Origin of the sequence: Sphingobacterium sp. UBA6320 (genome assembly GCF_002440335.1) — a bacterium.
Taxonomy (GTDB): domain Bacteria; phylum Bacteroidota; class Bacteroidia; order Sphingobacteriales; family Sphingobacteriaceae; genus Sphingobacterium.
On record NZ_DJTA01000016.1, the window covers coordinates 42,653 to 69,361 of the forward strand.

General features: G+C 35.8%; 20 protein-coding genes. 18 read left to right on the forward strand and 2 right to left on the reverse strand.

Annotated elements, in window-relative coordinates:
• Window positions 1-66: 66 nt before the first annotated feature.
• The 3 genes from B3P23_RS09645 to B3P23_RS09655 all read left to right on the forward strand — a co-directional run bounded on the left by B3P23_RS09645 (window position 67) and on the right by B3P23_RS09655 (window position 7,398).
• Window positions 67-2,457, forward strand: coding sequence for an ABC transporter permease (locus B3P23_RS09645; RefSeq protein WP_293925530.1), 2,391 nt, complete (start codon window positions 67-69; stop codon window positions 2,455-2,457).
• 39 nt (window positions 2,458-2,496) lie between these two features.
• On the forward strand, window positions 2,497-4,875 hold the full coding sequence (locus B3P23_RS09650; protein ID WP_094772109.1) for an ABC transporter permease: 2,379 nt from the start codon (window positions 2,497-2,499) through the stop codon (window positions 4,873-4,875).
• A 120-nt stretch (window positions 4,876-4,995) separates the two neighbouring features.
• Window positions 4,996-7,398 (forward strand): ABC transporter permease, encoded by a 2,403-nt coding sequence (locus B3P23_RS09655; RefSeq protein ID WP_293925531.1) that lies wholly within the window; start codon window positions 4,996-4,998, stop codon window positions 7,396-7,398.
• 144 nt (window positions 7,399-7,542) lie between these two features.
• Here B3P23_RS09655 and B3P23_RS09660 read toward each other — a convergent pair whose 3' ends face one another.
• Window positions 7,543-8,211 carry a hypothetical protein gene (locus tag B3P23_RS09660; RefSeq protein WP_293925532.1) on the reverse strand — a complete coding sequence of 223 codons (669 nt, stop codon included), beginning with the start codon at window positions 8,209-8,211 and terminating at the stop codon, window positions 7,543-7,545.
• A gap of 129 nt (window positions 8,212-8,340) precedes the next feature.
• On the opposite strand from B3P23_RS09660, the gene B3P23_RS09665 reads away from it, so the two are divergent.
• From B3P23_RS09665 to B3P23_RS09690, 6 genes are all read left to right on the forward strand, one after another.
• Window positions 8,341-8,562: a helix-turn-helix domain-containing protein gene (locus B3P23_RS09665; RefSeq protein ID WP_248754764.1), complete on the forward strand. Its 222-nt coding sequence runs from the start codon at window positions 8,341-8,343 to the stop codon at window positions 8,560-8,562.
• A 255-nt stretch (window positions 8,563-8,817) separates the two neighbouring features.
• Window positions 8,818-11,259, forward strand: a complete 2,442-nt coding sequence (locus tag B3P23_RS09670) for an ABC transporter permease (RefSeq protein ID WP_293925533.1) — start codon at window positions 8,818-8,820, stop codon at window positions 11,257-11,259.
• A 467-nt stretch (window positions 11,260-11,726) separates the two neighbouring features.
• Window positions 11,727-14,171 (forward strand): ABC transporter permease, encoded by a 2,445-nt coding sequence (locus B3P23_RS09675; protein WP_293925534.1) that lies wholly within the window; start codon window positions 11,727-11,729, stop codon window positions 14,169-14,171.
• A 230-nt stretch (window positions 14,172-14,401) separates the two neighbouring features.
• The gene (locus B3P23_RS09680; protein WP_293925535.1) at window positions 14,402-16,798 is read left to right on the forward strand and encodes an FtsX-like permease family protein; all 2,397 of its coding nucleotides are present in this window, start codon (window positions 14,402-14,404) and stop codon (window positions 16,796-16,798) included.
• A 133-nt stretch (window positions 16,799-16,931) separates the two neighbouring features.
• Entirely contained in the window at window positions 16,932-17,591 is a 660-nt protein-coding gene (locus B3P23_RS09685; protein WP_293925536.1) for an ABC transporter ATP-binding protein, read from the forward strand.
• Window positions 17,592-17,670: 79 nt separating this feature from the next.
• Window positions 17,671-18,519 carry a transglutaminase-like domain-containing protein gene (locus tag B3P23_RS09690; RefSeq protein ID WP_094772116.1) on the forward strand — a complete coding sequence of 283 codons (849 nt, stop codon included), beginning with the start codon at window positions 17,671-17,673 and terminating at the stop codon, window positions 18,517-18,519.
• 4 nt (window positions 18,520-18,523) lie between these two features.
• On the opposite strand, the gene B3P23_RS09695 is transcribed toward B3P23_RS09690, so the two are convergent.
• Window positions 18,524-19,654, reverse strand: a complete 1,131-nt coding sequence (locus B3P23_RS09695) for a hypothetical protein (RefSeq protein WP_094772117.1) — start codon at window positions 19,652-19,654, stop codon at window positions 18,524-18,526.
• Between the two features lie 155 nt (window positions 19,655-19,809).
• Between B3P23_RS09695 and B3P23_RS09700 the strand changes: the two genes are divergently transcribed.
• The 9 genes from B3P23_RS09700 to rpiB all read left to right on the forward strand — a co-directional run bounded on the left by B3P23_RS09700 (window position 19,810) and on the right by rpiB (window position 26,706).
• Window positions 19,810-20,460: an epoxyqueuosine reductase QueH gene (locus tag B3P23_RS09700; protein WP_045755113.1), complete on the forward strand. Its 651-nt coding sequence runs from the start codon at window positions 19,810-19,812 to the stop codon at window positions 20,458-20,460.
• Between the two features lie 107 nt (window positions 20,461-20,567).
• Entirely contained in the window at window positions 20,568-21,104 is a 537-nt protein-coding gene (locus B3P23_RS09705) for a YceD family protein (RefSeq protein WP_045755112.1), read from the forward strand.
• Window positions 21,105-21,118: 14 nt separating this feature from the next.
• Window positions 21,119-21,310, forward strand: coding sequence for a 50S ribosomal protein L32 (gene rpmF / locus B3P23_RS09710; protein ID WP_021192035.1), 192 nt, complete (start codon window positions 21,119-21,121; stop codon window positions 21,308-21,310).
• Between the two features lie 106 nt (window positions 21,311-21,416).
• Window positions 21,417-22,355 (forward strand): phosphate acyltransferase PlsX, encoded by a 939-nt coding sequence (gene plsX, locus B3P23_RS09715; protein ID WP_094772118.1) that lies wholly within the window; start codon window positions 21,417-21,419, stop codon window positions 22,353-22,355.
• 5 nt (window positions 22,356-22,360) lie between these two features.
• Window positions 22,361-23,350, forward strand: a complete 990-nt coding sequence (locus B3P23_RS09720) for a beta-ketoacyl-ACP synthase III (protein ID WP_045755110.1) — start codon at window positions 22,361-22,363, stop codon at window positions 23,348-23,350.
• Between the two features lie 80 nt (window positions 23,351-23,430).
• Window positions 23,431-23,883 (forward strand): acetyl-CoA carboxylase biotin carboxyl carrier protein, encoded by a 453-nt coding sequence (accB, locus tag B3P23_RS09725; RefSeq protein ID WP_293925537.1) that lies wholly within the window; start codon window positions 23,431-23,433, stop codon window positions 23,881-23,883.
• 82 nt (window positions 23,884-23,965) lie between these two features.
• Entirely contained in the window at window positions 23,966-25,315 is a 1,350-nt protein-coding gene (gene accC / locus B3P23_RS09730) for an acetyl-CoA carboxylase biotin carboxylase subunit (RefSeq protein WP_045755108.1), read from the forward strand.
• A gap of 75 nt (window positions 25,316-25,390) precedes the next feature.
• Window positions 25,391-26,260, forward strand: coding sequence for a twin-arginine translocase subunit TatC (gene tatC / locus B3P23_RS09735; RefSeq protein ID WP_045755107.1), 870 nt, complete (start codon window positions 25,391-25,393; stop codon window positions 26,258-26,260).
• The gene (gene rpiB / locus B3P23_RS09740) at window positions 26,260-26,706 is read left to right on the forward strand and encodes a ribose 5-phosphate isomerase B (RefSeq protein WP_293925538.1); all 447 of its coding nucleotides are present in this window, start codon (window positions 26,260-26,262) and stop codon (window positions 26,704-26,706) included. Before tatC ends, rpiB begins: the two co-directional genes overlap by 1 nt.
• The last annotated feature ends 3 nt before the right edge of the window (window positions 26,707-26,709 follow it).

Sequence of the window (26,709 nt, forward strand, 5' to 3'; positions counted from 1 at the left end):
CGAAAATTTATCAACAAATCTGCATGGGCTAGTTTACAAAATACAAGAATTTAAAAGCATAAAATAATGATCAAGAATCATATCAAAATAGCATGGCGTAATATTCGGAAGAATAAGGGCTTTTCATTACTCAATATGTCTGGGTTAACAATGGGAATAACCTGCTTTCTTCTATTAGCTACTTATATCTATCACGAATCCAGTTATGAACGATTTTTCTCTCATGCTGATCGGCTTGCTTATTTTAGTTTATCTTACAAATCTCCAAATAGTTCTGAATTGGTCTCATCGGGCACAACGCCCACTGGATTACAACAGGTCCTACAATCAGAGTTTCCTGAGGTAGAGCAAGCGAGCCGCTTATATGCTTACACTCAAGCGGGATTAATTGATATTGATGACCAATCTTTGAAAGAAAATAAGCTTTACTATGCAGACCATAATTTGTTTGAAATATTGGATTACCAATTTATCGAAGGAAGTAAAAAACATGTACTCGAAGGTCCGAATCAAATTGTGCTTACGGAGAGTTTGGCTAAAAAATATTTTCCGAATGAACCTGCCACGAACAAAACTTTGGTCATTGATAAGGTGAATTGGAAAGTGACTGGAGTTATACAGGATCTACCGAGCAATACGCAGTTGCAATTTTCTGCAATCTTATCTAATCAGGGTTTAGCTCGTTACAAAGAATCATCCTGGACTTCTGCTAATGATATCACCATAGCCTTATTGGCCAATAAGATGAGCTTCCCATCAGTTCAACTTAAGCTGGATAATCTGGTCAAGAATAAGTTTAATGATGCTATTAAACAAGGTTATCAATTTGGTTTCCAAATAGAAAAATTAACCGACATTCATCTGCACTCAAAAACATCAGGTACTGGAAATATACTCTATGTCTACATACTAGGAGCCTTAGGTATTGCGCTAATTGTCTTGACCTGCATTAATTTTACAAATTTAATCCTTGCACATGCTATAGAGCGCAAAAAAGAGATCGGCGTAAAGAAAGTGTTGGGAGCCGGCCGTCAAAACATTTTTTTCCAATTTTTATTGGAATGCAGTGTGATGATTTTAATTTCCTTATTGCTGAGTATATTGGCAACTTTTCTTCTTTTGCCGGTTTTTAGTCATTTTATGGGGGTAGATATCAGCATTAATATATGGGACAAACCTGCTGTTTATCTATCCTTATCGACATTCTTTATTGCCTTATCAATACTTGCTGGCGGATGGCCAGCTTACTCAATTTCTAGCTTAAAACCGATTTCAATCTTTAAGAGTAAACTGAGTGAAAAGCGAACTGGAATATCGCTGAGTAAAATACTGATTGCTTTCCAATTTTGTATTTCTATATTTTTTATCATTTGTACTCTATTTGCAAGTAGACAAATGGAATTTATTCAATCTAAAAATACTGGATTGGATCGCTCTGATATATTGGTGATTGATGGACGGGGCTGGATGGACAAAGAACGTCAATTATTGAAGGATAAGTTGAGCCAATTAAATAGTGTGAAAGGAATGACTGCTTCCTACGACAGTCCTGTAAATATTCAAGGGGGTTACAGCATCAGTGATGTGGAAGGGCAACCGACGGATTTTTCTATTAATGTAACGGCTATCCCGATTGAAAAAGACTTTGTATCGTTATTTAATATTAAATCAGTTGCTGGCTCGCCTCTTTCGGATACGGACATATTAAGAGCAAGAGATACCGTATCTCCTGAAAATAGTTTTATTATCAATACGTTAACGGCATCAGCGCTGGGCTGGAGCCCTAAAGAGGCTGTCGGTAAGAGAATAAATTTAAATGGTCGTAAAGGTTCTATTAAACAAGTTGTTCAAAGCTTCAATTTCACCTCACTGCATAATGAGATTAGCCCTGTTGTCCTCTTCCCCGAGTATGATTATTTTGGAAATATATTCATCAAGCTTAATGCACAAGTTCCGATGCAGGATGCTATCAATCAAGTAAAAACGATCGTGAAAGAAATTGATCCGAAAGACACCTATGAATATCACTTTCTTAATGATGACTATAATCAACTTTACCTCCAAGATCAACAGACTACCAAAGCGATGCAACTGTTTTCATTTATTACCATTACCATTGCGTGTATGGGCTTATTTGCTCTTTCGACTTATACGGTTCAACAACGGATCAAAGAGATCGGTATCCGTAAAGTATTGGGTGCGTCTGTATTAAAAATCGTTAAGTTATTAAGTTTTGATTTTCTAAAATTAGTCGTATTTGCTTTACTGATCAGTGTTCCTTTTGGTTGGTTGGCGATGTACAAATGGATGGATAATTTTGCATATCATATTGAACTGGATTGGTGGGTATTTGTATTTGCTGGATGTGTCGCGTTAACAATTGCTTTTTTAACGATAAGCTACCAAACTATACGTGCAGCAATTATCAATCCTGTTGAATGCTTACGAGATGAATAAAATAGTCATTTTGAATAGACACCTCTTGATAAAATAACAATGATCAATAACTATATTAAAATCGCTTGGCGTAATTTGCTAAAAAATAAAGCTTTTTCAAGCATCAATATCATTGGATTGGCCATTGGTATGGCAGGGGCTTTACTGATCGCACTTTGGTTACAAAATATGCTGAGTATGGATCGCTTTCATATGAAGGGTGATAGACTGTACGTGATCAGTAATCGGGATATGAATCAGGGACAGATGTGGGCTTGGGTGAATACACCAAAAATTATGGGGCCTACGTTGAAAAAAGATTTTCCAGATATTGAAAAATTCACGCGTTATGATCAATTTAATAATTTTCTAACGACCTATAACAATAAAAAAATCGTATCTCAAGTCGCATTTGTTGATCCTGGTTTTTTTGATATGTTTAGCTTTCCTATAGTCAAGGGTAATAAAAATAAATTGCTTCAAAATGCAAATTCCGTTGTTTTGACACAAAAGTTTGCTGAGACTTTATTTGGAAACTCTGATCCTGTGGGCAAAACCATCAAAATAGATTCTGTAAACTTAGTGACAGTGGATGCTGTATTACAAGATCTACCCAATAACACCAGTATGCAATTTGACTATTTGCTGTCATGGGAATATGCTAAAAAAATTGGCTATACGGATGAAAACTGGCAGAACAACTCCATCGAAACATATGTTCTGCTACGGGAGACAACACCATTAGAAGCCTTTAACAACAAAATAAGGCTTGTTAGTCAAAATCATATTAATGTGGGCAATAATGAAATCAGGTCGACAAATGAAATCTTTGCATTCCCTTATCAAGATGCCTATTTGTACAACAAAAGTGTTAATGGCGCTTATACTGCTGGTCGCATTCAATTGGTGCATTTATTTACTTGGATTGGCTCATTTATCTTGTTGGTGGCTTGTATCAATTTCATGAACTTGAGTACTGCTCGTTCTGAGCGAAGGGCTAAAGAGGTAGGCGTTCGAAAGGTGGTAGGTGCTGATCGTAAAAGTCTGATTGCACAGTTTATTGTAGAAAGTGTTTTAATCAGTTTTGCCGCCATGATACTAGCAGTAGGCTGTATCATCTTAATTCTTCCGGCATTTAATAATTTAGTTGAGAAAAATCTTCATATTTCCCTACTTTCTGGCAGCAATTGGTTATTTTTAATTATTTTCACGATTATTACAGGAGTTTTGGCAGGTAGCTACCCTGCATTTTTCCTGTCCTCTTTTAAACCGCTAAAAACGTTAAAGGGAAAATTAAACTCTTATAAAAGGGGCTTAAGCGTACGCTCTATTCTGGTTATCTTGCAATTTTCAATTGCTATTATTCTGACAATAGCAACGATTATTATATTCCAACAGATTCAGCATACTAAAGATCGGGATCGGGGTTATGATGACAATGGGTTATTAGTGAGCAGTATTTCTGGAGAACTTGAAAAGAATTATTTAAATCTTCGTAACGAATTGCTGGCTAGCAATGCTGTTGTTTCTGTTTCTAAAAATATGTCGCCAGTGACTGATCGATATAGCAATGGCATGGGGTTTTCCTGGCCTGGAAGTAGCGAAAGCGATAAAAAAGTATCGTTCAATCGTTTCAGTACGGATGCTGATGCGGTTGAAAATTTAGGATTTACACTTTTATCAGGTAGAGATATTGATATTTATAAATATAAAACTGATAGTAATGCAATGTTATTGACAGAAACTGCTGTTAAAAGCATGCGATTACAAAATCCGATTGGTCAGGTTATCCATGGAGATAGAGAGGACTGGACTGTAGTAGGTGTAATCAAAGATTTCATCGTTGATTCACCATATGGTGAAACTTTACCGATGATTATTTTTGGTCCTAAATCTTGGTTTACAAATATCCACTACCGATTGAACCCAAACAATAGTACTGTTAATAATTTAAAAACGGTAGCGGATATCTTCAAAAAATTCAATCCGGATTACCCTTTTGAGTATAAGTTTATTGATAAAAATTTTGAAGCTAAATTTAAAGAGACGCAATCTATTGGTACTCTTTCTATGCTTTTTGCGGTATTGACCATCTTTATTTCTTGCTTGGGTTTATTTGCTTTGATTGCTTATATGGCAGAAACGCGTATGAAAGAAATTGCTGTCAGGAAAGTCTTGGGTGCATCTATTGGACAATTAACATCTTTGCTTTCTGTTGATTTTATTAAATTAGTGCTTATGGCCATCCTTATTGCATCGCCAATAGCATGGTGGGTGATGGATAATTGGTTACAGGATTATAATTATCGCATAGAAATTCAATGGCAGTATTTTGCTGCTGCTGGATTGATGGCTATTTTGATCAGTTTAGCCACCATTAGCTTCCAAACGATTAAAGCTGCTCTTTCAAATCCTGTTGATAGTTTGCGGGATGAGTAAGTGTGTTATGAGAATAAAACGATCCGCGGTAAGAAAAATATGTTCTACGTAAACCCAATCTGATGGACGCGGTTACTATTTTAATGAGATCAACTAATATCGAAGGCAAAAAACAGGATAATGCTAAAAAACAATATAAAAATCGCTTGGCGTAATATTATAAAGCGTAAATACGAAAGTTTAATCAATCTTGTGGGTTTGATTTGTAGTATTACTTTTGTCATACTTGTAGGGGCTTATGTCTGGGAAGTACATCAAGTTAACAGCCAACTACGCCATAAAGAACAGCAGTACCTACTACAAAGTAATTATAAAAAAGAAGGTTTTGGTATACCATTAACAAGTATTGGTGCTTTGCCAAAGGCTTTAAAAGAAGAATATCCTCAATTGGTGGCAAATTACTATCGAATCGATGGATTGACCTGTATTGTTTCCCATGGTCAGCAGATATTCGAAGAAGGTACAGTTGTTGGAGATCCTACCTTATTGGACATGTTCGGCTTCCAATTGTTTGAAGGAAATTCAACAACTGCATTAACAAAACCATTCACTGTAGTCATCACCGAAAAAGCCGCTAAAAAATATTTTGGAAAACTAAATGTTTTAGGTCAAACGTTGGAAATCAAAAACTTCAATGGCGATAAGCAGCCTTTCACGATCACAGGTGTAATCATAGAAAATACACAGAATTCCGTAATGCACTTAAATGATGCCATGAAATCCGATATCTTTCTACCTATAGCAAGTGAATCTTATTTTGGAAGGTCTATCCACAACTGGCACAATCCTTATATCGTTTCTTTTATCGAGCTTCAAAAAGGAATTACTCCCGATCAATTACATGCTCCTATTCAGGATCTCATAAAGCGGAATATGGATGCGGATTTTTCTTTAAACTATACCCCAGATCTAAAACCTTTAAAAAGCTACTTTTTAGATGACAACAACGGGGCTATTCGTAAAATGATTTCTACCTTACTTTGGATTGCAGGTTTCGTTTTACTAATGGCTGTCATCAATTTCATCAATATCACGATCAGTCAAAACTTCTCACGCCTTAAAGAGATGGGGGTGCGCAAAGTAATGGGTTCATCTCGTACACAGATTATAGCTCAATTACTTACTGAATATGTGATTACGCTAATTATTGCTGTTATATTGAGCCTTCCTTTGTATGTATTGTTAACTCCCGTGTTTGAAGGTATCTTTATGCGTGAACTACCGACATTGACAGCTCTTCCTGCTGCATTTTTTATTTTATTATTTCTATTTGCTTGTATGGTCGGCTTTTTTGCTGGGATCTATCCTGCAATAAAACTATCAAGCAATGGTATATTGGAGTCTATAAAAAATAAATTCACTCAAAATAACAATAAACAGGTTATTCGTCGGGTATTAATCTTTATACAATTTGCTGTGGCTATTATTATCTTAATGGCTACTATTATTATATCCAAACAGATCGATTTATTTTTACATGGCAACTCTGGGTATAATAAGGAATCGGTATTGACGGTACAGGTACCTCGTGATTGGAGTGAAGTAGGATTAAAGAAAATGGAGACTACTCGAAATGAGTTTGAGAGGCTTCCGCAAATCGAATCGCTAAGCCTTTCTTATGAAATCCCTGGATTCATTGGAGGGAATAACAGTACATTAATAAACAATAAAACAGAAAAAGAAGTCAATACGAAAGTGATCATGTCTGATGACCATTTTGCAAAAACGTATCAAATTCCAATATTAGCTGGAACATTTTTATCTAAAAACACAGCTGATCATCAGACTTCTTATATTGTGATCAATAGAAAGGCGATGCTTGCGTTGGGATTTAAACAACCTGACGAAGCTGTCGGACAAACGATTGGATTGGATGATGAACATCAATATGTCACGATTTCGGGTGTAACTGCAGATTTTATTCCCAACTCTATGCTGGAAGAAACCGCTCCTGTTGTATGGATAGATATAAACAAATCATTGCAGTTTCGTTATTTTAGTATCCGGTTGAAGGCTGGAAATTTGAGTTCTTCTATGTCAGCATTAGAACAAAAATGGAAAGAGTTACTTCCGGATGCTCCGTTTCAATATCAATTTACGGATGAACGTATTCAGAAATTGTACAAGACAGAACTCCAGTTACAGCGTGCCTCACAAGTCGCTTCCATCGCTGCTCTTTTAATTGTATCGTTGGGAATAATTGGTTTGATTACATTGTCCATAAATTTGCGTAATAAAGAAGTAGGTGTACGCAAAGTTCTGGGAGCTTCACTATCACATTTAATTTTACTTTTCTCAAAAGAATTTTACATGATTTTTGTTTTGGCTTTATTAGTGACGATACCTATTAGTTATATACTTATGCATATCTGGTTACAAAATTATAGCAGTCGAATCGAGATTGACTTACTCACGTATTTGCTTCCACTGGGTTTTTTAACTTTATTATTGGGCACATTGATCATAGGTATAATATATCGTGCTACACGATTTAATCCGATTGAAAAATTGAGAGATGAATAAAAAAAACATAAGATGCTAACTAAAGTATACACCGATCAATTATCAGTCGGTGTATAAATATGGTGCTTGTAAGGCTTAAGATTTTGAGATGACTTCGAGCCTAATTTAAAAACAGTGCTCGATTCTCTATCTTTTCGTGAACTGTTATACCTGTAAATAAGCAACGCCAGAAAAATTCTTTTTACTTGAAATCCTTTGTTCCAAATGATATTTTTCCTTATTATCTACATAATTTTGTAAAACAACTTTCAGATTTTTAGGAGCTATAGAGCTATCAATTGCATCTTGACATTTATATAATATTTCATATGCGAGTCTTTCTTGTGTAAAATATCCTTTCTCAAATAGCTTATCCATTAAATTCTTTAATTGTTCTATTTCATTAGCGGTTGAATTGCTAAAGCTATCAATATCATGTCTGGAGTCCATTAACAAAAAAATGATTTTAAAAGCTTCTTTGTTTTCATCCAGCTGTTTGAGCTCATAAATCACACGATCACTACAAATAGTTTTAAACATCTTATAATTAAACTTTTGATGATCAATATCAACAGAATTAGGATAAACTACGCCAGCATTATAATCTAACACCTGTGTAAACACGAAGAGATCATGGGCATAAATACTCTTTATCTTGAAACTTTCTATTTTTTCAATAAAGTCATCTTCTTTTCCCATTAAAAATGAAACTTCTTCTGTAGATAGATTTTTTGCTGTCCGGAGTAGCATCATGCGGTATAGAATGATGATTTCAATTTCACTACACCGAATTTTGTACTCTTGAATTGTTGGGGGAGATTGCTTCTTTTTCATAATTACAATTTATATAGATATTCTATACAAAAAAAAGGAATAACTAGCAATATTCAAAATTTTTGTATATATAATAACAACATTTAATATATTTAGCTATACACATGAATAGAAAAATAAATATACTGTATGACAAAACTTGGAGAAATTCTAGCAAAAAAATCTGTCAATAAATCAATGGTAGCGCGCAAGACAGGATTAAGTAAAGCACGAATCAACGAACTCACCATGAATGATACGGCAAAATTAAGATTAGATGAAATGTATCTCATTGCGCTAGCAATTGATAGTGATCCGAATGAAATGATGCTTAAATTATGTGAAGACCTACGTCTAAAAGATTCAATTTAACCGTATCGAAGCGATGGCCAGTACCTAAAGACACATTTAAGTCCTACATGATTTTTGAGCTTAAATCATATAGCGGACTAAAACATTTGTACGATATTGGACGTAAACTGTTCGTTATCGTACAAGATTTAGCAGTTAAAAAAACATAAAAACTTAATATACAAATATTTGCACATTTGGCAATACAATTGTTTTCATGATAATAGACTCCTTATTATCATGATATAATGGGCTACCTAGAAAAATACAATTGTTATGTTCAGAAATAATCTTAAAATCGCTTGGCGGAATATTACAAAGAATAAACTCTATTCCATCATCAAAATTGGTGGATTTGCGTTTAGCGTATCGATCTGTATTCTCATTGTTTTATATATTAAACATGAAACGAGCTATAACAAATTTTATCCAAATGTAGATCGGATCTATCGCATTGTATCACAAATTCCAAATGGGGACGATGTGATGAGAGGATTATCTTTGACAGCTCCTTCTGCTCAAGCCATAAAAGATGAAGTTCCAGCAGTAGAACAAACTGGTCGTATATTGCCTAATCCACTTTTTGGCGCGGGCGGGAATCAATTGACCCTAGGTTCTAAACCTGACAATTATTATGACGATGGATTTGTTTATATTGACCAGTCCATTTTAGAGATGTTTCCTTCACCAATTATCTATGGACAACTGGCGCATGCCTTGGATAATCCCAATACCATTGTCATTACAAAAAGTAAAGCGGCCAAATATTTCAAGGATAATCCAGTTGGTCAACAAATATACCTCAACAATGATAAATCGAAACCCGACACGATAACGGCTATCATAGATGATATTCCAAGGAATTCAACGCTGTATGGCTATACATTTTTTATGTCTTTAGCCGGTGAGCCTTTTTATCCTGGCGAACAAAATAATTGGATGGCCACAAACTATACGGTGTATGTGAAACTGAAAAAAAATAGCGATCCAGTACATACGCAAGATATCATTCAAAAGGTGTACATAGAAGGCCATCTCATACCAGAAACATTGAAAGCAGGTGGTACAATTAAACCTTTCATTTATCAGTTAAAAATGACTTTACAGCATGCATCTGATATCCATCTGTATTCTTCAGGTATTCGTGACGATAAAGTGTCTACTCTCAATCGAGGAGACATTAAAATGATATGGGCATTTGCATCTATTGCTGGTTTTATCTTACTGATCGCTTGCATCAATTTTGTCAACCTTTCCACTGCAAATGCGGCGACTAGGGCGAAAGAAATTGGAATTCGTAAAACCATAGGTTCTGACCGAAAATCCCTCATTCGCCAGTTTATGGTAGAAGCACTATGCTATAGCTTGATCTCCTTGATCATAGGACTTTTATTAGCTTGGATATTATTACCTTTATTTAACAACCTTGCGAACAAAAGTTTGGATATTCCACTATTAAGCTGGTATTTTATACCAACACTGATCATTGCTTTCATATTTATTGGAAGCTTGGCGGGTATTTATCCTGCTCTTTATCTATCTGGCTTCAAACCCATTTCAGCATTAAAAAACAAACAGCAATCGAGTCCAAGAAGTTCTATGTTACGCAATGGTCTTGTCACTTTTCAGTTTGCGACCTCTATTATTCTTATCGTGAGTGCACTTGTTGCCAATCAACAGGTCAATTTTATTTTGAATAAAGATCTAGGATTCAGCAAAGATCAGGTCATCGTATTACGAGGAATCAGCACGTTATCCCAGGATTTGGGAAGTTTAAAAAATGAACTAAAATCTCTTCCTTCCGTTGCTGATGTTTCTATAGGAGATTACTCGCCTGTACCTATCGATGGTGTGAAACGAAATGGGAACTCCTTTTCACTTGATGATAAAAAAGATGTACAACTTCCTAGAGGTGCACAATTCTGGCTTGTTGACGATAGTTATTTATCCACATTTGAATTGCGGTTGTCTGAAGGACGCAATTTCAATCCCACATTAGCTTCTGATAGTTCTGCGACTATTGTGAACAAAACACTTGTGAAACAATTGGGAATTGCTCATCCTATTGGAACAAAAATCAATAATGGTCAGGTTTTGACGATCATAGGTGTAGTGGACGACTTTATATTTGAATCATTAAAGGAGGAATCTGGACCAGTCGCTTTAGCTCTTGGAAATAGCCCTTCTTTGTTATCCATAAAAGTTAAAGCTGGCCACATGGATCAATCTCTTGCTCAGATCACCAAAGTATGGGATAAATTTTCTCCCAATCAAAAAATCAATTATAGTTTTTTAGATGAAGGTTTTGAAAGTTTATATCAGGATGTTGAACGGACAAAAAATATTTTCACCAGCTTTGCCTTTATTGCTATTTTCATAGCATCACTCGGGTTATTTGGACTCGCTACTTATATCACTCAACAGCGTACAAAAGAGATCGGAATCCGCAAAGTGCTTGGAGCAAGTAGTATGAGTCTTTTGAAACTGCTTTCCAGCAACTTCATAAAATTAGTATTTATTGCTATCGTAATTGCAGTTCCTATTTCTTGGTGGTCTATGAATACTTGGTTACAAGACTTTAACTATCGAATAGAGATCAATTGGTTATATTTTATATTAGCGGGTTTGTCAGCTATTCTTATTGCTATCGGTACCATCAGCTTCCAGACTTTAAAGGTTATTCGTACCAATCCTGTAGATAGCCTGCGTGATGAATAAGGGTGTCTAAAATAAAAAAGAGTTTAATGTTTGTTTCAAATCTCTTGTAAAAAGAGACTAATATGTTTATGTTATGCCGGCTATTCGATCATGAATAGTCGGCATTTTTTATAAGACAGTGATCGGTATTAGAATGTAAAATTGAGACCAATTACGATTGGCTTCTATCATATTCATGACCATATTGGATGGATAATAAGCAAAGTGATATACTATTAAATGGATTGACGTGAACTTTAAGGAGTAGGAAAGCTCTATTCATTTAGTCTATGGTAGACCATATGCTGACTTTAAACAGTTGTACGATACTGAACGAAAACTGTTCGCAATCGTACAATACCAATTGCTAATAAAACACATAACTGTTTAACAAACAACCATATAACACTTTGGCAATACGATTGTCTTCATAGGCATGAGGCATTATTATCTTGATATGATGCTCTTAATAAATAAATGTTATTGTTATGCTCGCAAATAATCTTAAAATCGCTTGGCGGAATATCACAAAGAATAAACTGTACTCCAGTATCAAAATTGGTGGATTTGCTTTTGGTATTGCTATCTGTTTATTGATTGTTCTCTATATTAAACATGAAACTAGTTACAATAAGTTGTACCCTGCTATGGAGAGGGTTTATCGTCTTGTTGTTCAGGCACCAGAAGGTAATAAAATCAATCGATGGGTATCTCTTTCTGCTCCTGGTGCGGCCACATTAAAAGATGAAATTCCTGCTATAGAAAGTTCGGGACGTATGCTTCCTAATCCTCAATTCGGTGCAGGTAGCAATCAATTGACTATTAATAGTTTGCCTGAAAGTCATTATGATGATGGATTTGTTTATATCGATCAATCCATATTGGACATGTTTCCCTCTCCTATGCAATACGGTCAATTGCAACATGCGTTAGATAAACCGAATACCGTGGTTCTGACAAAAAGTAAGGCAATTAAATATTTTAAAGGAAATCCTATTGGACAACAGATCTATTTAAACAATGACAAATCCAAGAGTTACACCATCACAGGGGTTATCGATGATATCCCTAGCCATTCTACATTATCTGGTTATGGTTTTTTCATGTCACTGGCTGGTGAACCATTTTATCCAGGTGAACAGCAGAAATGGACGAGCAATAATTATACGATCTATATCAAATTGAAGCCTGAAACAAATGTCAGCCTCGCAGAGCAAGAAATTTTCAAAACTTACATCTCCGGACATTATATTCCTGAACTGATCAAAGCTGGAAGAAAAGTTGGTCCTATCGTGAATCAAATTAAAATCAAGCTTCAAAATGCGCTGGATATCCACCTATATTCAGCAGACATCGAAGATGATCGCGTATCAACATTGAATCGTGGTGATATTCGTATGGTATGGACTTTTGCTGCGGTAGCTTTTTTTATTTTGTTGATTGCAGGTATTAATTTTGTCAACTTATCAACTGCTAATGCAACAAATAGAGCAAAGGAAATAGGTATTCGTAAGACTATTGGTTCGAGCAGGAATAGTTTGATCAGTCAATTTATGATCGAAGCATTAAGCTATAGCTTTCTATCTTTACTCTTAGGTGTTCTTTTAGCAAATCTGCTATTGCCACTTTTCAATAACATCGCTAATAAATCAATTCAGATGCCATGGTTCAACTGGTATTTCATTCTTTCATTGGTACTTGCTACTGTTATCATCGGTGTTGTAGCCGGTATTTATCCTGCGCTCTACCTTTCTGGTTTTAGACCTATCGCGGCATTAAAAAATAAATTAGTCGGTAACGTACGCAAACCCTCGCTGAGAAATGGTTTGGTCATTTTTCAATTTGCGACCTCCATTATTTTAATTATTGGAGCACTCATCAGTAATCAACAAATACAATATATCCTTCAAAAAGATCTGGGGTTTAGCAAAGATCAGGTGATCGTCCTTCGTGGATTGAATGCTGTCGACGATAAATTAAGCCCACTTAAACGTGAACTTTACGCCCTTCCTACTGTCAGCCATGTTTCTATTGGCGACTATTTGCCTGTTCCGATCGATGGAGCGAAGAGAAATGGTAATGCCTTTTGGTTGGATGGGAAGCGAGAACAAGACTTGGCAACACAGGGGCAATTCTGGAGAATAGATGAAGAGTATCTTGACACTTATGGAATTAAATTGATTGAAGGGCGTAATTTTAATCCGGAAATGGCTTCGGATAGTATGGGCATCATTGTCAATAAACAAATGATAGCAGAACTGGGCATAAAAAATCCGATTGGCTCAAAAATCACAAATGGGGAGACCTGGACGATTTTAGGTGTGGTCGATGATTTTATTTTTGAATCTTTAAAAGGTGAGGGCATTGCTCCTATCGGTTTGGTATTGCGCGATAGCCCTTCTCTGTTGTCCATTAAAGTACAGCCTCAACACATGGACGAAACATTGGCTTCGATCACCAAGGTTTGGAATCAGTTTAGTCCAAACCAAAAGATCAATTACAGTTTTATGGATGAAGGTTTTGAAGCTTTATATCAAGATGTAAAACGGACAAAAAATATGTTCACCTGCTTTGCTGTAGTTGCTATTTTTATCGCTTCACTGGGTTTATTTGGTTTGGTAACCTATATTACTCAACAGCGGACTAAAGAAATAGGTATTAGAAAAGTGCTTGGAGCGAGCCATATGAGCTTGTTAAAATTACTGTCAGAGGATTTCATAAAACTGGTGTTTGTCGCCATTGTCATTGCCATACCAATCGCTTGGTGGGCAATGAACCAATGGCTTGCTGATTTTAATTACAGAATTAATATCAATTGGGTATATTTTATTGTTGCTGGAGGATCTGCCATTTTGATCGCCTTATTGACCATTAGTTTCCAAACAATAAAAGTGATCCGTACTAACCCAGTGGATAGCTTAAGAAATGAATAGTTAAGCGCAACTAATGGATCTTCTGTTGGACGGAGAGATGTTTTCAATTCGTAAAAACATGTTGTCCATAACTGAACGTTTACTGTTCAATATTGAACAGTAATAACAGGTATAGAAACAATAACATACTGATAATTAGATTGTAATTAAAATGGCAAAGCAATTGTATTCTTTTATTTATAGAATAAAGACACAAATTTCATTTTTAATTATAAAAAAATAAGCGACATATGATCTTAAATGAAATCAAAATTGCATGGCGGAGCCTTTATAAGAACAAGGCTTTTTCCTTGTTAAATATATTTGGATTGATGTTAGGCTTTACTGGTTTTCTCTTATCCTATCAATATATTAATAGAGAAACAAATTATGATAAATGGAATCCGAATTATGATCAAATCTATTTGGTTGGACTAGCGGATAAAGGTGTTTTTTCGGATGAAACAAACGTCGTGCTTGCTCCTTTACTAAAAGAAAGTCTACCAGAAATCGTAACCGCTGGTCGAAAAATCAATTATAATTTTGGGACTTATCCGCTATTTGGTGAAAATACGGTATTGGTTAAAAATGCTGCAGTGATAGATTCGGCAGCTGCACATATTTTTCAAGTAGAAAATAAGACGGGCAGCTTATACAGAAGTAAAATACAAAATGAAGCTACCTTAGTAAAGGAGACTGTTGCACAAAAAATATTCAAAAAAGGTGATCTAAATTTTGATACTCCCAAATCCATTCCTGTTTTAAGTTTACAGCTGGATCAACATGAATTTATTTATGGAATAAGTAAAGATAATGGTCTTTCTTTGATTGATCATGATCTACTTGTTATAAAGGAACCTGAGGATGTGTTTGCTGGCGAAAACCCTTTTTCATACCAAACATATATTCAGGTAAAAGATGGAACAAATATTCCTGAATTGGTTAAAAAAATCGATGCCCTCTACCAAGACAAAATCGCTTCAAAAGTACAACCTCCGACTTTGATGAAAGGTGAAATTTACTTAGATCCTTTATCTCATTTGCATTTAAGACCTAAAACGGGTAGCAATACCCCTTATCTGATGCTCTGGATAATCGGAAGTATATCCATTATCATCCTGATTTTAGCTTCAGCTAATTTTGCCAATATGATCATTGCACAGGCTGATCGAAGAATCAAAGAACTGGCATTAAAAAAGATTTTAGGGAGTTCTCGTTGGGCTATCATTCGTCAATTACTTTTAGAGGTGTTTATACTCACCTTTATCGCGGCTGCCTGTAGCTTTATGATCCTGAATATAACAGGAAATATATTACAAAAATGGTTTAATGACGACTTGAAACAATATATATTAAATCAGGATACGCTATTATATCTGTCCATCGGAATCGTGGGTACAACCTGTTTATCCGGTATTTATCCTGCCTTTGTTCTTTCGGGATTCAAATCTGTTCATTTGCTAAAAGGTAAACTTAATCACACTCAGGGCAAAAGTATGCTCCAAAGCAGTTTGTTGGTCTTTCAAATCAGTGTAGCATTACTTTTTATCAGCGGGATGATTGTCATACATAGTCAAATCAACTATATGCAAACCACGGATAAAGGATTCGAACCTGAGCAAGTCATCAATTTTAAGGGCTTGGGGATGTATTATGATAATAAATTGGATGGTACTTACCAAAACTTAAAGGAAAGGCTGGAGCAAGATCCCAGTATCTTATCAGTAGCTTCGGCTACAAATATACCTGGAGAGGCAGAGCTTCCACTAACAGTACAATTTAAACATAATCACAAGCAACTTGATCTGGAACATATCGGAATTGATAAAAATTATTTTAATACGTTGAATATAGCTATACTAAAAGGAGATATACCTATTTCAATCAAACAACTTCTTCAGGACTCATCGTCACACTATGCTGTGATCAATGAATCTGCAGCAGCATTTTTAAATGTAGATCAACCTATCGGGGCTCAGATAGCAGGCTGTGATGTGAATTTTCAAATCGTCGCGGTAGTAAAAGATACAAAAGCCTACGGCTTTGAGAATAATGTTAAACCGACTGTCTACTCTTATAAAAATGAATGTGGAACAGTCAGACCTCAGGGCACATTAATGGTAAAAGCGGTCAAAGGAAAAGTTGATCAGGCTATTGAGATCGTAAAAAAAGAATGGCAACAAAATCCATCGACAAAGTCACTGCCTCTTGAATATGCTTTTATGGATCAACAATATGCTTTGTTGCACAAAAAGCAAGAAGAAATGCAGACTGCTTTTAATAGCTTTACTTTTTTGGCGGTTATCATTGCCGCTCTTGGTCTTTTTAGTATGGCTGCTTATCAAGTAACCGTACGTAAAAAGGAAATGAGTGTACGCAAAGTTTTAGGTGCTTCTGTCAAGACGATTTTCATACAGCTGAATAAGCCCTTTTTTCAACTTTTTGTTATTGGTGGATTAGTCTCTATTCCACTGACTTATTTGATCCTTAATAAATGGTTGGAAAATTTCGCTTACCGAATTGAACTGCAATGGTGGTACTTCACGATTGCCCTGGCAATTATTTTCATCATCATTTGTATTTCCATCGGCTACCAAACTCTAAGAGCAGCAAAAGCAAACCCGATAGATAGTCTAAGAAATGAATAGGGTATACATGATGTCAGGTATTGACCTAAGTACCGACTGAAATCGCGATAAAACAAGAACTCATTAGTAAGTATATAAAAAATGTTTTTGGCATTGTTAACAATTAAAAATAACCAACAAAAAGATAGATAAAATGATACAGCTAAAGCACTTATTTAAATGGTATAATGTTGGAAGTACTCGCTCATTTGTACTTAAAGATGTGAGTCTAACTATTGAAGAGGGAGAATTTATTTCGATCATGGGACCATCAGGTTCTGGAAAATCAACGTTGTTGAACATCATCGGTATGCTGGATGCTCCAGATGAAGGTGAGTACTTCTTTCAGGGTGAAAATGTTTTGGATCTAAAACAAAAGAAAAGAACACAACTTTTTCAATCGCACATGGGATATGTCTTTCAATCTTATCATTTACTCGATGAGATGACCGTATATGAAAATATTGAAACACCATTGATCTATAAAAACAAATCTTCGTCTGAACGTAAATCTATCGTCAGCGATTTATTAGATCGTTTTAACATCGTAGGAAAAAAAGATTTATTTCCTTCACAATTATCTGGTGGACAGCAACAAATTGTAGGTATTGCTAGAGCTTTGGCAGGTTCTCCTTCTCTCCTATTGGCTGATGAACCCACTGGTAATCTAAACTCTAAACAGGGGGAAGAAATCATGGAGTTGTTTCAGCAGCTCAATGCCGAAGGAGTCACCATCATTCAGGTGACACACTCTGAAAAAAATGCCACTTATGGTAAGAGAACCATCCACATGCTGGATGGTCAATTAAAGTAATTTTTTTAACCATATACCTAAATATATCCCTGCATATGCATCATTTGGCATATCGCAGGGATTTTTATTAAATTTGTATATGGATGAAAAAGAATTACAGGCTTTGGTACACCTATTGGATGATCCGGATCAACTTATTGCTGAGGAAATCGAAAATAAGCTTTTAAGTTTAGGTCCTGATATCATTCCATCTCTTGAAGAATATTGGGAATCTGCATTTGATCCTTATATCCAGGAGCGTTTAGAAAAAATTATCCACGCGATACAATTTGATCAAACAAAGAGTGAACTTTTAGTTTGGAAAATGAGCAACTCATTTAACCTTCTAGAGGGCTTATTGATTATCAACAGCTACCAGTACCCATCTTATAATAATAATCTCATACGCATTACCATAGAGGAGTTAAAACGAGAGATATGGATGGAACTGCGCTATGAAATGACTCCTTACGAAAAGGTATCCTTGATAAATTATATTTTATTTGAAAAATTTGGTCTTTCAGGAAATACAAATGACTATCATAATCCTCAAAATTCGTTTATTGGAAGGGTGCTGGAATCCAAAAAGGGGAATCCTTTGACACTTTCTTGTATTTATAGCATCATTGCTCAAAAATTAGATATCCCGATTTTCGGCATTAATCTGCCTAAACATTTTATTTTATCTTATTTAGCTGAGAACCAAACTGAGGATCATTTATTGTTTTATATCAATGCCTTTAATAAGGGGCAAGTGATGCAAAAAGCCGATGTGATTTCATTTCTGAAACAGCTTAATCTTCCACTATCAAAAGAATTTATGATGCCTTGTGATAATGTAATGATACTAAAAAGAGTATTACGAAATCTGATCACTGCTTACGAACACAATGAAAGTGTCAGCAAGAAACAAGAAGTCGAAATACTCTTTAAACTCTTAGCGGAATAGGAAATTAGAAATCTTCTTCAGGTCCTCTTGCATCCAATGATAAGGCAACGGGTGTCAATGTATATTGTTTGATCTTATTTGGAGCTACATTACCTGTATCATTAATTAAGAAACGGGAAACAATTTTTGTATCTCCATCGGCTACATAAAGGTATTTTGCTCCATCGCGATTGTCTATCGCAACATCCAATGGTTTTACTAAACCAGTTGCGCTACCTGTAATAATACGTGTGGGTTCAATTGCACGATCACCTGTGGCCGATAATAACGAAGAAGCTTTTTCAAACAATAAGATCCGACCAACTTTTGCGTTTCCTTCAGTTCCTGCTGTATAACAGGCTACCGCCAATAAATCTTGGCGTGCCGAATAACTAAATCCTCTCACTTCACCCTGATTTGCGATCGTTAAAACCGCTTTTGGTGGAAATTGAGTTGCTGTTAAAACTGAATCTGCAGGAAGATTTTTTCTCAATATATCTCGAAATATGGCTATTCCTCTCTTCTCCCCTGTGACTGACATTAATAAATCGGCATTATCTTCGGTGTTCTTAAAAGCCATCGTCCAAGGAGTAAGTGTTCCTAAGGCTATTTCCTGAGATCTTTTAGCTTTTCCTCTGAAATTTCCAGGCTTTTGAAATAAGTAAATATGTGAAGGATTGGATCCAGCACCAAGATTAGACACGTACAGATTTTCAGAACCCTTATTATAATGATAGGCTAAGCCCGTCACATTTCTCAATAAACCATTTGAAATTAAGCCTTTATAAGCAGGAGCTCCGGTCTTTGCATTTACAGACATGACTTGAATACTTGTATCATTTACCGAGCCAGCACCATTAGCACTGCTTTGAAAAATAAACTTTGCAATTGGACTAAAGGATATTGCAGCTCCGCCTTTTATTCCTGAATTATAGGATAAAGCGGGTTCAAAAGTTAAAGTATCGGCACGATCGATGATATCAATATTATTGTAGGGAGGCCGAGATTCGTCCAATTGAAATTCGGAAAAAGAGATATAAAGTCTGGAAACGGAAATCTTTGCCAATGCTGGTTCATCATCTTCTCGAACACAAGAAGTTAAACATGTTACAATCGCAAAAAAAAGAAGCGTTATATATACTGATAGTGATTTCATTTTTAATCTGATATAGGTACAAATCTACAAATATGCTCGAATATAAAGATAAAAAAAGAGAGATTCAGTGTGTGGCAATAAATTCTATTTCTCAAATATTTGTTAGTTCAGTACTTTTTGAGTAAAATTGCCAAACTTTTATCAGTAAAATAGCAATGGAAGAGAAGGAGTTCATCAGAGAAAAGTTAACATTACCTAATGAGGGCAAGAATTTGCTTTTACACTCATGCTGTGCACCCTGTGCTGGTGAAGTAATGGAGGCTTTAATCAGCTCGGATATCAAATTCACGATCTATTTCTACAATCCCAATATTCATCCTCGTAAAGAATATGATTTGCGGAAAGAGGAAAATATTCGTTTTGCAGAAAAACATCATATTCCTTTTATCGATGCCGACTACGATGTTGATCACTGGTTTGATTTGGCAAAAGGAATGGAAAACGAACCTGAGAAGGGTATTCGTTGTACGATGTGTTTTGATATGCGCTTTGAGAAAACAGCAGAATATGCTGCTGCAAATGGATTTGATGTGATTTCAAGTTCACTTGGAATCTCCCGTTGGAAAAACATGGATCAAATCAACGATTGTGGTGTTCGTGCTGCATCCCGTTACGAGGGTATGGATTATTGGACATTCAACTGGAGAAAGAAAGGTGGTGCCATTCGAATGTTAGAAATTTCTAAAAAAGAACGTTTCTATATGCAAGAATACTGTGGCTGTGCCTACTCGTTACGAGATACCAATCGATGGAGAATGGAGACTGGTAGAGAAAAAATAGAACTAGGTAAAAATTATTATGAATAACTGCTTGCTGAAAAGCATATAAATGAATCCAAATTGAAATATATTTTTAAAAAAAGTTTCAATTCTAACTTATTTATATATACCTTTGCAGGCTCAAATGCAAGATTGTGAAACATCTAAAACAATACAGAATACCGTTTTCGGGGCTAAATGCAGGGAAGCACAATTTTGAGTTTGAAATAAATAAAAAGTTCTTTGATTGTTTTGAGCATTCCATTGTTAAAGATGGTCATCTAACAGCAAATGTCGAATTACAGAAGCAAGAGAATCTGCTTATTCTGAATTTCACAATTGTTGGCGATATCCAATTGACATGCGATATTTGTTTAAGCGAGTTTCCATCGCCAATAACAGTAAAAGAACGGATATTAGTCAAATTCACAGCTGAAGACTGGACTGATAATACAGAAGAAGTATTGGTATTATCTAAAAGCGATCATGAGCTAGACCTGACTGAATTGTTATATGAATATATCAATTTAGCTGTCCCTTTGTTTACGAAATGTAGTGATCAAGGAAGAAATATTACTTGTGATCCTGAAATGTTAGCACATATATCTATTGAGCAACCAAAGGAAGATCAAGCAGAAGAAGAAAACATTGACCCACGTTGGGCCGCATTAAGAAATATTAAAAATAACTAAAACAGAAATACGAGATGGCACATCCAAAGCGTAAGACTTCTAAATCAAGAAGAGACAAAAGAAGAACACATTATAAAGCAGACAGACCTAGCTTAAGCATTTGTAAAGAAACTGGTGCAGTTCATTTACCACATCGTGCATACACTGTAGATGGTAATTTGTACTACAACGGTAAATTAATCATTGAAAATACAGCTGTTGTCTAACTTAGATCTTTCAGAACATAAAACATCCCAAAATGAGTATAATTTTCAAATTATACTTTAATTTGGGATGTTTTTTGCGTATTATTGACTTGAAAAATAATCACGAATGAAGATTGGTTTAGATATTTTAGGTGGCGATTATGCCCCTAAAGCAACAATATTAGGTGCTATAGAAGCTCAACAACTCTTATCAGAGGATCAAAAACTTGTTCTTTTTGGTGATGAGGAAGAGACGAAGATACTTATTGAGAAAGCGGGGGGTAATCCTTCAGACTTTGAATATATACATGCACCCGAGAATATCAGTATGGGTGAACACCCTACTAAAGCGATTACACAAAAACCCAATTCTAGTATAGCCAAAGGCTTTGAATTGCTAAAAAATGGGGAAATTGACTCTTTTGCATCTGCCGGCAATACTGGTGCGATGCTTGTCGGATCAATTTTTAGTGTAAAAACAGTACCCGGCGTACTAAGACCTGCTATCACGACAATTGTACCCAAATTAAAATCTGGTTTTGGATTACTGCTTGATGTCGGTGCTAATGCAGATTGTAAACCCGAAATGCTTAATCAATTTGCCATTTTGGGAAGTTTGTATTCGCAGCACATGTTTGGCATCCCTTCGCCAAAAGTGGGTTTATTAAACATCGGTGAAGAAGAAGAAAAAGGAAATATCCTAACCACAACCACCTATCCCCTTTTAAAAAGTAATGATCGCATTAACTTCATCGGAAATGCTGAAGGTCGAGATCTGTTTTCAGATATTGCTGACGTATATGTTTGTGATGGTTTCACAGGGAATGTTGTGTTAAAGCTAGCAGAATCATTTTACGTAGTAACTTTGAAAAAAGGATTCAAGGACGAATTCTTCGATCGATTCAACTACGAGCAATATGGAGGCAGTCCTGTTTTGGGAGTAAATGCTCCTGTTATAATAGGCCATGGAATTTCGACTCCTCAGGCTATTAAAAATATGGTTTTACAATCTAGAGATATGATCCAGTCAGATTTTATTGACAAAATCAGATCTGCTTTTAATTAAATTTTATGTCAAAAATTCATGCTGCAATTACAGCAGTGGGGGGATATGTACCTGATTATATCCTCACAAATAAAGAGCTGGAAACTATGGTTGAAACCAATGACGAGTGGATTGTATCTCGTACAGGTATCAAAGAACGTAGAATCTTAAAAGGAGAAGGTAAAGCGACTTCAGACCTTGCTGTACCTGCGGTACAACAATTATTGGAAAAAAGAGGAATAGCTGCCACAGATATTGATTTAATCATCTTCTGTACGAGTACTCCTGATATGCTTTTTCCAGCTACAGCCAATATCTTAGCAGATAAAATTGGGGCTAAAAATGCTTGGGGATATGACCTACAGGCTGCTTGCTCTGGATTTCTTTTTGGATTGACAACAGGTGTTCAATTTATTGAATCTGGAAAACACAAAAAAGTATTGGTAGTCGGTGCTGATAAAATGTCTTCGGTGGTAAATTACGAAGATCGTAATACTTGTATTTTATTTGGCGATGGTTGCGGTGTGGTATTATTGGAACCTAATACAGAAGGAATGGGTATTCAGGATAGTATCTTGAAAACTGATGGCTCTGGTGGCCAATATTTAAATATCAAAGGTGGTGGTTCATTAAACCCTGCATCGCATGCTACTGTAGACGCTGGTTTGCACTACGCTTATCAAGAGGGAAAAACAGTATTTAAATTTGCTGTTACGAATATGGCGAATGTGGCTGCTGAGGTTATGGAAAAAAATAATCTTAAGGCTTCAGATATTGCTTATTTAGTACCCCATCAAGCAAACAAGCGTATTATCGATGCGACTGCTGAACGTGCTGGTCTACCCGAAGAAAAGGTCATGATTAACATCCAGAAATACGGTAATACAACAAGTGCTACAATTCCTTTATGCTTATGGGAATGGGAAAGTAAATTGAAAAAAGGTGATAACCTGATTTTAGCGGCTTTCGGTGGTGGATTTACTTGGGGATCAATATACTTAAAATGGGCTTACTAACTACAAATATTATTTTGTAGCTTTGAAGGCTGTTTTAAGAATTTTAAAAATTAACACTAAAATATTTAACCTGCATAACTATGGGTATGGACATTAAACAAATTCAAGACTTGATTAAATTCGTTTCAAAATCAGGTGTGAATGAAGTAGCAATCGAAGAAAAAGATTTCAAAATTACGATAAAAACGAATCAGGAGCCTACATATGTAACAGCTTCGGTTCCAGTTGCAGCAGCACCAGTGGCTCCTCAACCTGCAGCCGTTGTTCCTGTCGCAGTTTCTGAGGAATCTAATTTTATCACTATCAAATCTCCAATGATCGGAACTTTTTACCGTTCGGCGGGACCAGGTAAGCCATCATTTGTAAATGCTGGTGATGAAATCAATACTGGTAATGTATTGTGTATTATTGAAGCAATGAAATTATTCAATGAAATTGAATCTGAAGTTTCAGGTAAAATTGTTAAAATATTGGTAGAAGATGCTCAACCAGTTGAGTTCGATCAACCATTATTCTTGGTAGATCCTAGATAAACAGTCGTCAATATTTTTATTGTCGATCCACATGAGCACACATTAACTGTGCACTCATACCTCAAAACTTACAGAAAATACAATGTTTAAAAAAATATTAATAGCTAATAGAGGAGAAATCGCTTTACGCATTATTCGCACTTGCCGCGAAATGGGTATTAAAAGTGTAGCTGTTTATTCAACAGCTGATAAAGATAGTTTACACGTTCGTTTTGCGGATGAAGCTGTTTGTATCGGTCCTCCTGCCAGTAAAGATTCTTACTTAAACATCCCCAATATTATCTCGGCTGCAGAATTAACAAATGCAGATGCGATACACCCTGGATATGGTTTCTTAGCAGAAAATGCGCGTTTTTCAGCGATATGTGCACAGTATGGTATCAAATTTATTGGTCCAACTTCGGAACAAATTGAGAAAATGGGCGATAAATCACAAGCAAAAGCAACCATGAAGGAAGCTGGTGTACCTACGGTGCCTGGTTCAGATGGTCTTTTAAGCTCATTGCAAGAAGGTATTAAACTTGCTAAAGAAATCGGTTACCCTATTATCATTAAAGCTACGGCTGGTGGTGGCGGTAAGGGTATGCGTATTATATGGAAAGAAGAAGAATTTGAACATGCTTGGGATTCTGCTCGTCAGGAATCGGCTGCTGCTTTCGGTAACGACGGTATGTATTTAGAGAAATATGTAGAAGAGCCAAGACATATTGAAATTCAAGTAGTAGGTGATCAATATGGTACTGTGTGCCATTTATCGGAAAGAGATTGTTCTATTCAACGTCGTCACCAAAAATTATTGGAAGAGGCTCCTTCTCCTTTCATAACACCTGAGCTACGTCAGAAAATGGGCGAAGCTGCAATCAAAGGCGCTAAGGCTGTTAACTATGAAGGTGCAGGTACGGTGGAGTTTTTAGTTGATAAAAATCGTAACTTCTACTTCATGGAAATGAATACACGTATTCAGGTGGAGCACCCGGTAACGGAAGAAGTCATTAATTTTGATCTGATCAAAGAACAGATCAAAGTCGCTGCCGGCATTCCTATTTCTGGTAAAAACTACGAACCTACGATGCATGCGATCGAATGTCGTATCAATGCTGAAGATCCATTTAACAACTTCCGCCCGTCACCAGGAAAGATAACTAATTTTCATTCACCTGGGGGGCATGGGGTACGTATCGATACGCACGTATATGCTGGTTACACGATTCCTCCATATTATGACTCGATGATTGCTAAGGTAATCTGTGTGGCGCAAACACGTGAAGAAGCTATCTCGACAATGGAAAGAGCTTTAAGCGAATTCGTTATCGAAGGTATTAAAACTACAATCCCTCTTCATTTGCGATTAATGCGTGATCCAAACTTCAGAGCAGGTAACTTTACAACTAAGTTTATGGAAAGTTTTGACCTTTCAGAAGATCATATATAATAAAATTATCTTTACATAGATAAAAAATACCATTCTTTTCAATAAGAATGGTATTTTTGTTTACAAACAATTTTTATGAGTACTACAGAACGGAAAAGCCTAGTCGAATCTATAAAAGATAAAGGAAAAAATTTAGAAGCAGAAATGTCATTCTTTGATCATCTCGAAGTACTGAGATGGCATTTGGTGCGTTCGGTGATTGCGATTTGTATTTTTGCAGGTTTATCATTTACTTTCTATGATTTCGTTTTCAACGAGATCATCATGGGACCCAAAAATTTGAATTTCTGGACATACAGAATGATGTGTATCGTTGGGAACAAGTTTAATATTGATGGGTTCTGTGTGGAACATATTCCGTTCAATATTATCAATACCGAATTAGCGGGACAGTTTATGTTGCAAATCAACTCTTGTTTGCTCATGTCTTTATTAATGGGATTTCCTTATATTTTATTTGAAATTTGGCTTTTTATTAAACCTGCACTAACAGATATCGAACGAAGATCGGCTCGCGGATTTGTCTTTTATGCAACCTTATTGTTTGTATTAGGAGTTTTATTTGGATATTACGTCGTGGTGCCTTTATCGGTCAATTTCTTAGCTAATATTTCTTTAAGTATTGAAATCACCAATCAGATTACTATAGACTCTTATCTATCAACAATAGCGACTTTATCATTAGGTTGTGGTATTGTATTCTTACTACCAATATTGATCTTTATTCTTTCAAAATTAGGTATTATGACTCCAGAGTTTATGCGCGCTAGTAGAAGATATGCAACTGTAATTATTTTGGTTGTTGCAGCGATTATCACTCCTACTGCTGATGTCATCACGATGTTGACCGTGGCTACTCCGATGTTCCTTCTATACGAAATTAGTATCTTAGTATCGGCTAAGGTGAAAAAACAAAAATTAGCACAAGAAAAAAACAATATATAATGAGTACGTTAAAAACAATTGCAATAGGAAGTGATCATGCAGGTTTTGAATACAAAACAGCTATCGTAGCTTTATTAAAAGAATTAGGTTACGAAGTAAATGATTTTGGACCATACAACAGCGACTCGGTTGATTATCCAGATTACGCTCATCCTGTCGCAAGTGAAGTTGAGGATAAAAAAGCAGAATTAGGTGTATTGATTTGTGGCAGCGCCAATGGCGTAGCTATTACAGCAAACAAACATCAGGGGATACGTGCTGCAATCGCTTGGTTGGAAGAAATTGCAGCTTTAGCACGTCAACATAACGATGCAAATGTAATATGTATACCCGCTCGATTTATCGACCTAGATCTTGCTAAATCAATCGTAAAAACATTTGTGACAACTGATTTTGAAGGTGGCAGACATGCAACTCGAGTTAATAAAATGGCCTGTGGTTGTTAATTT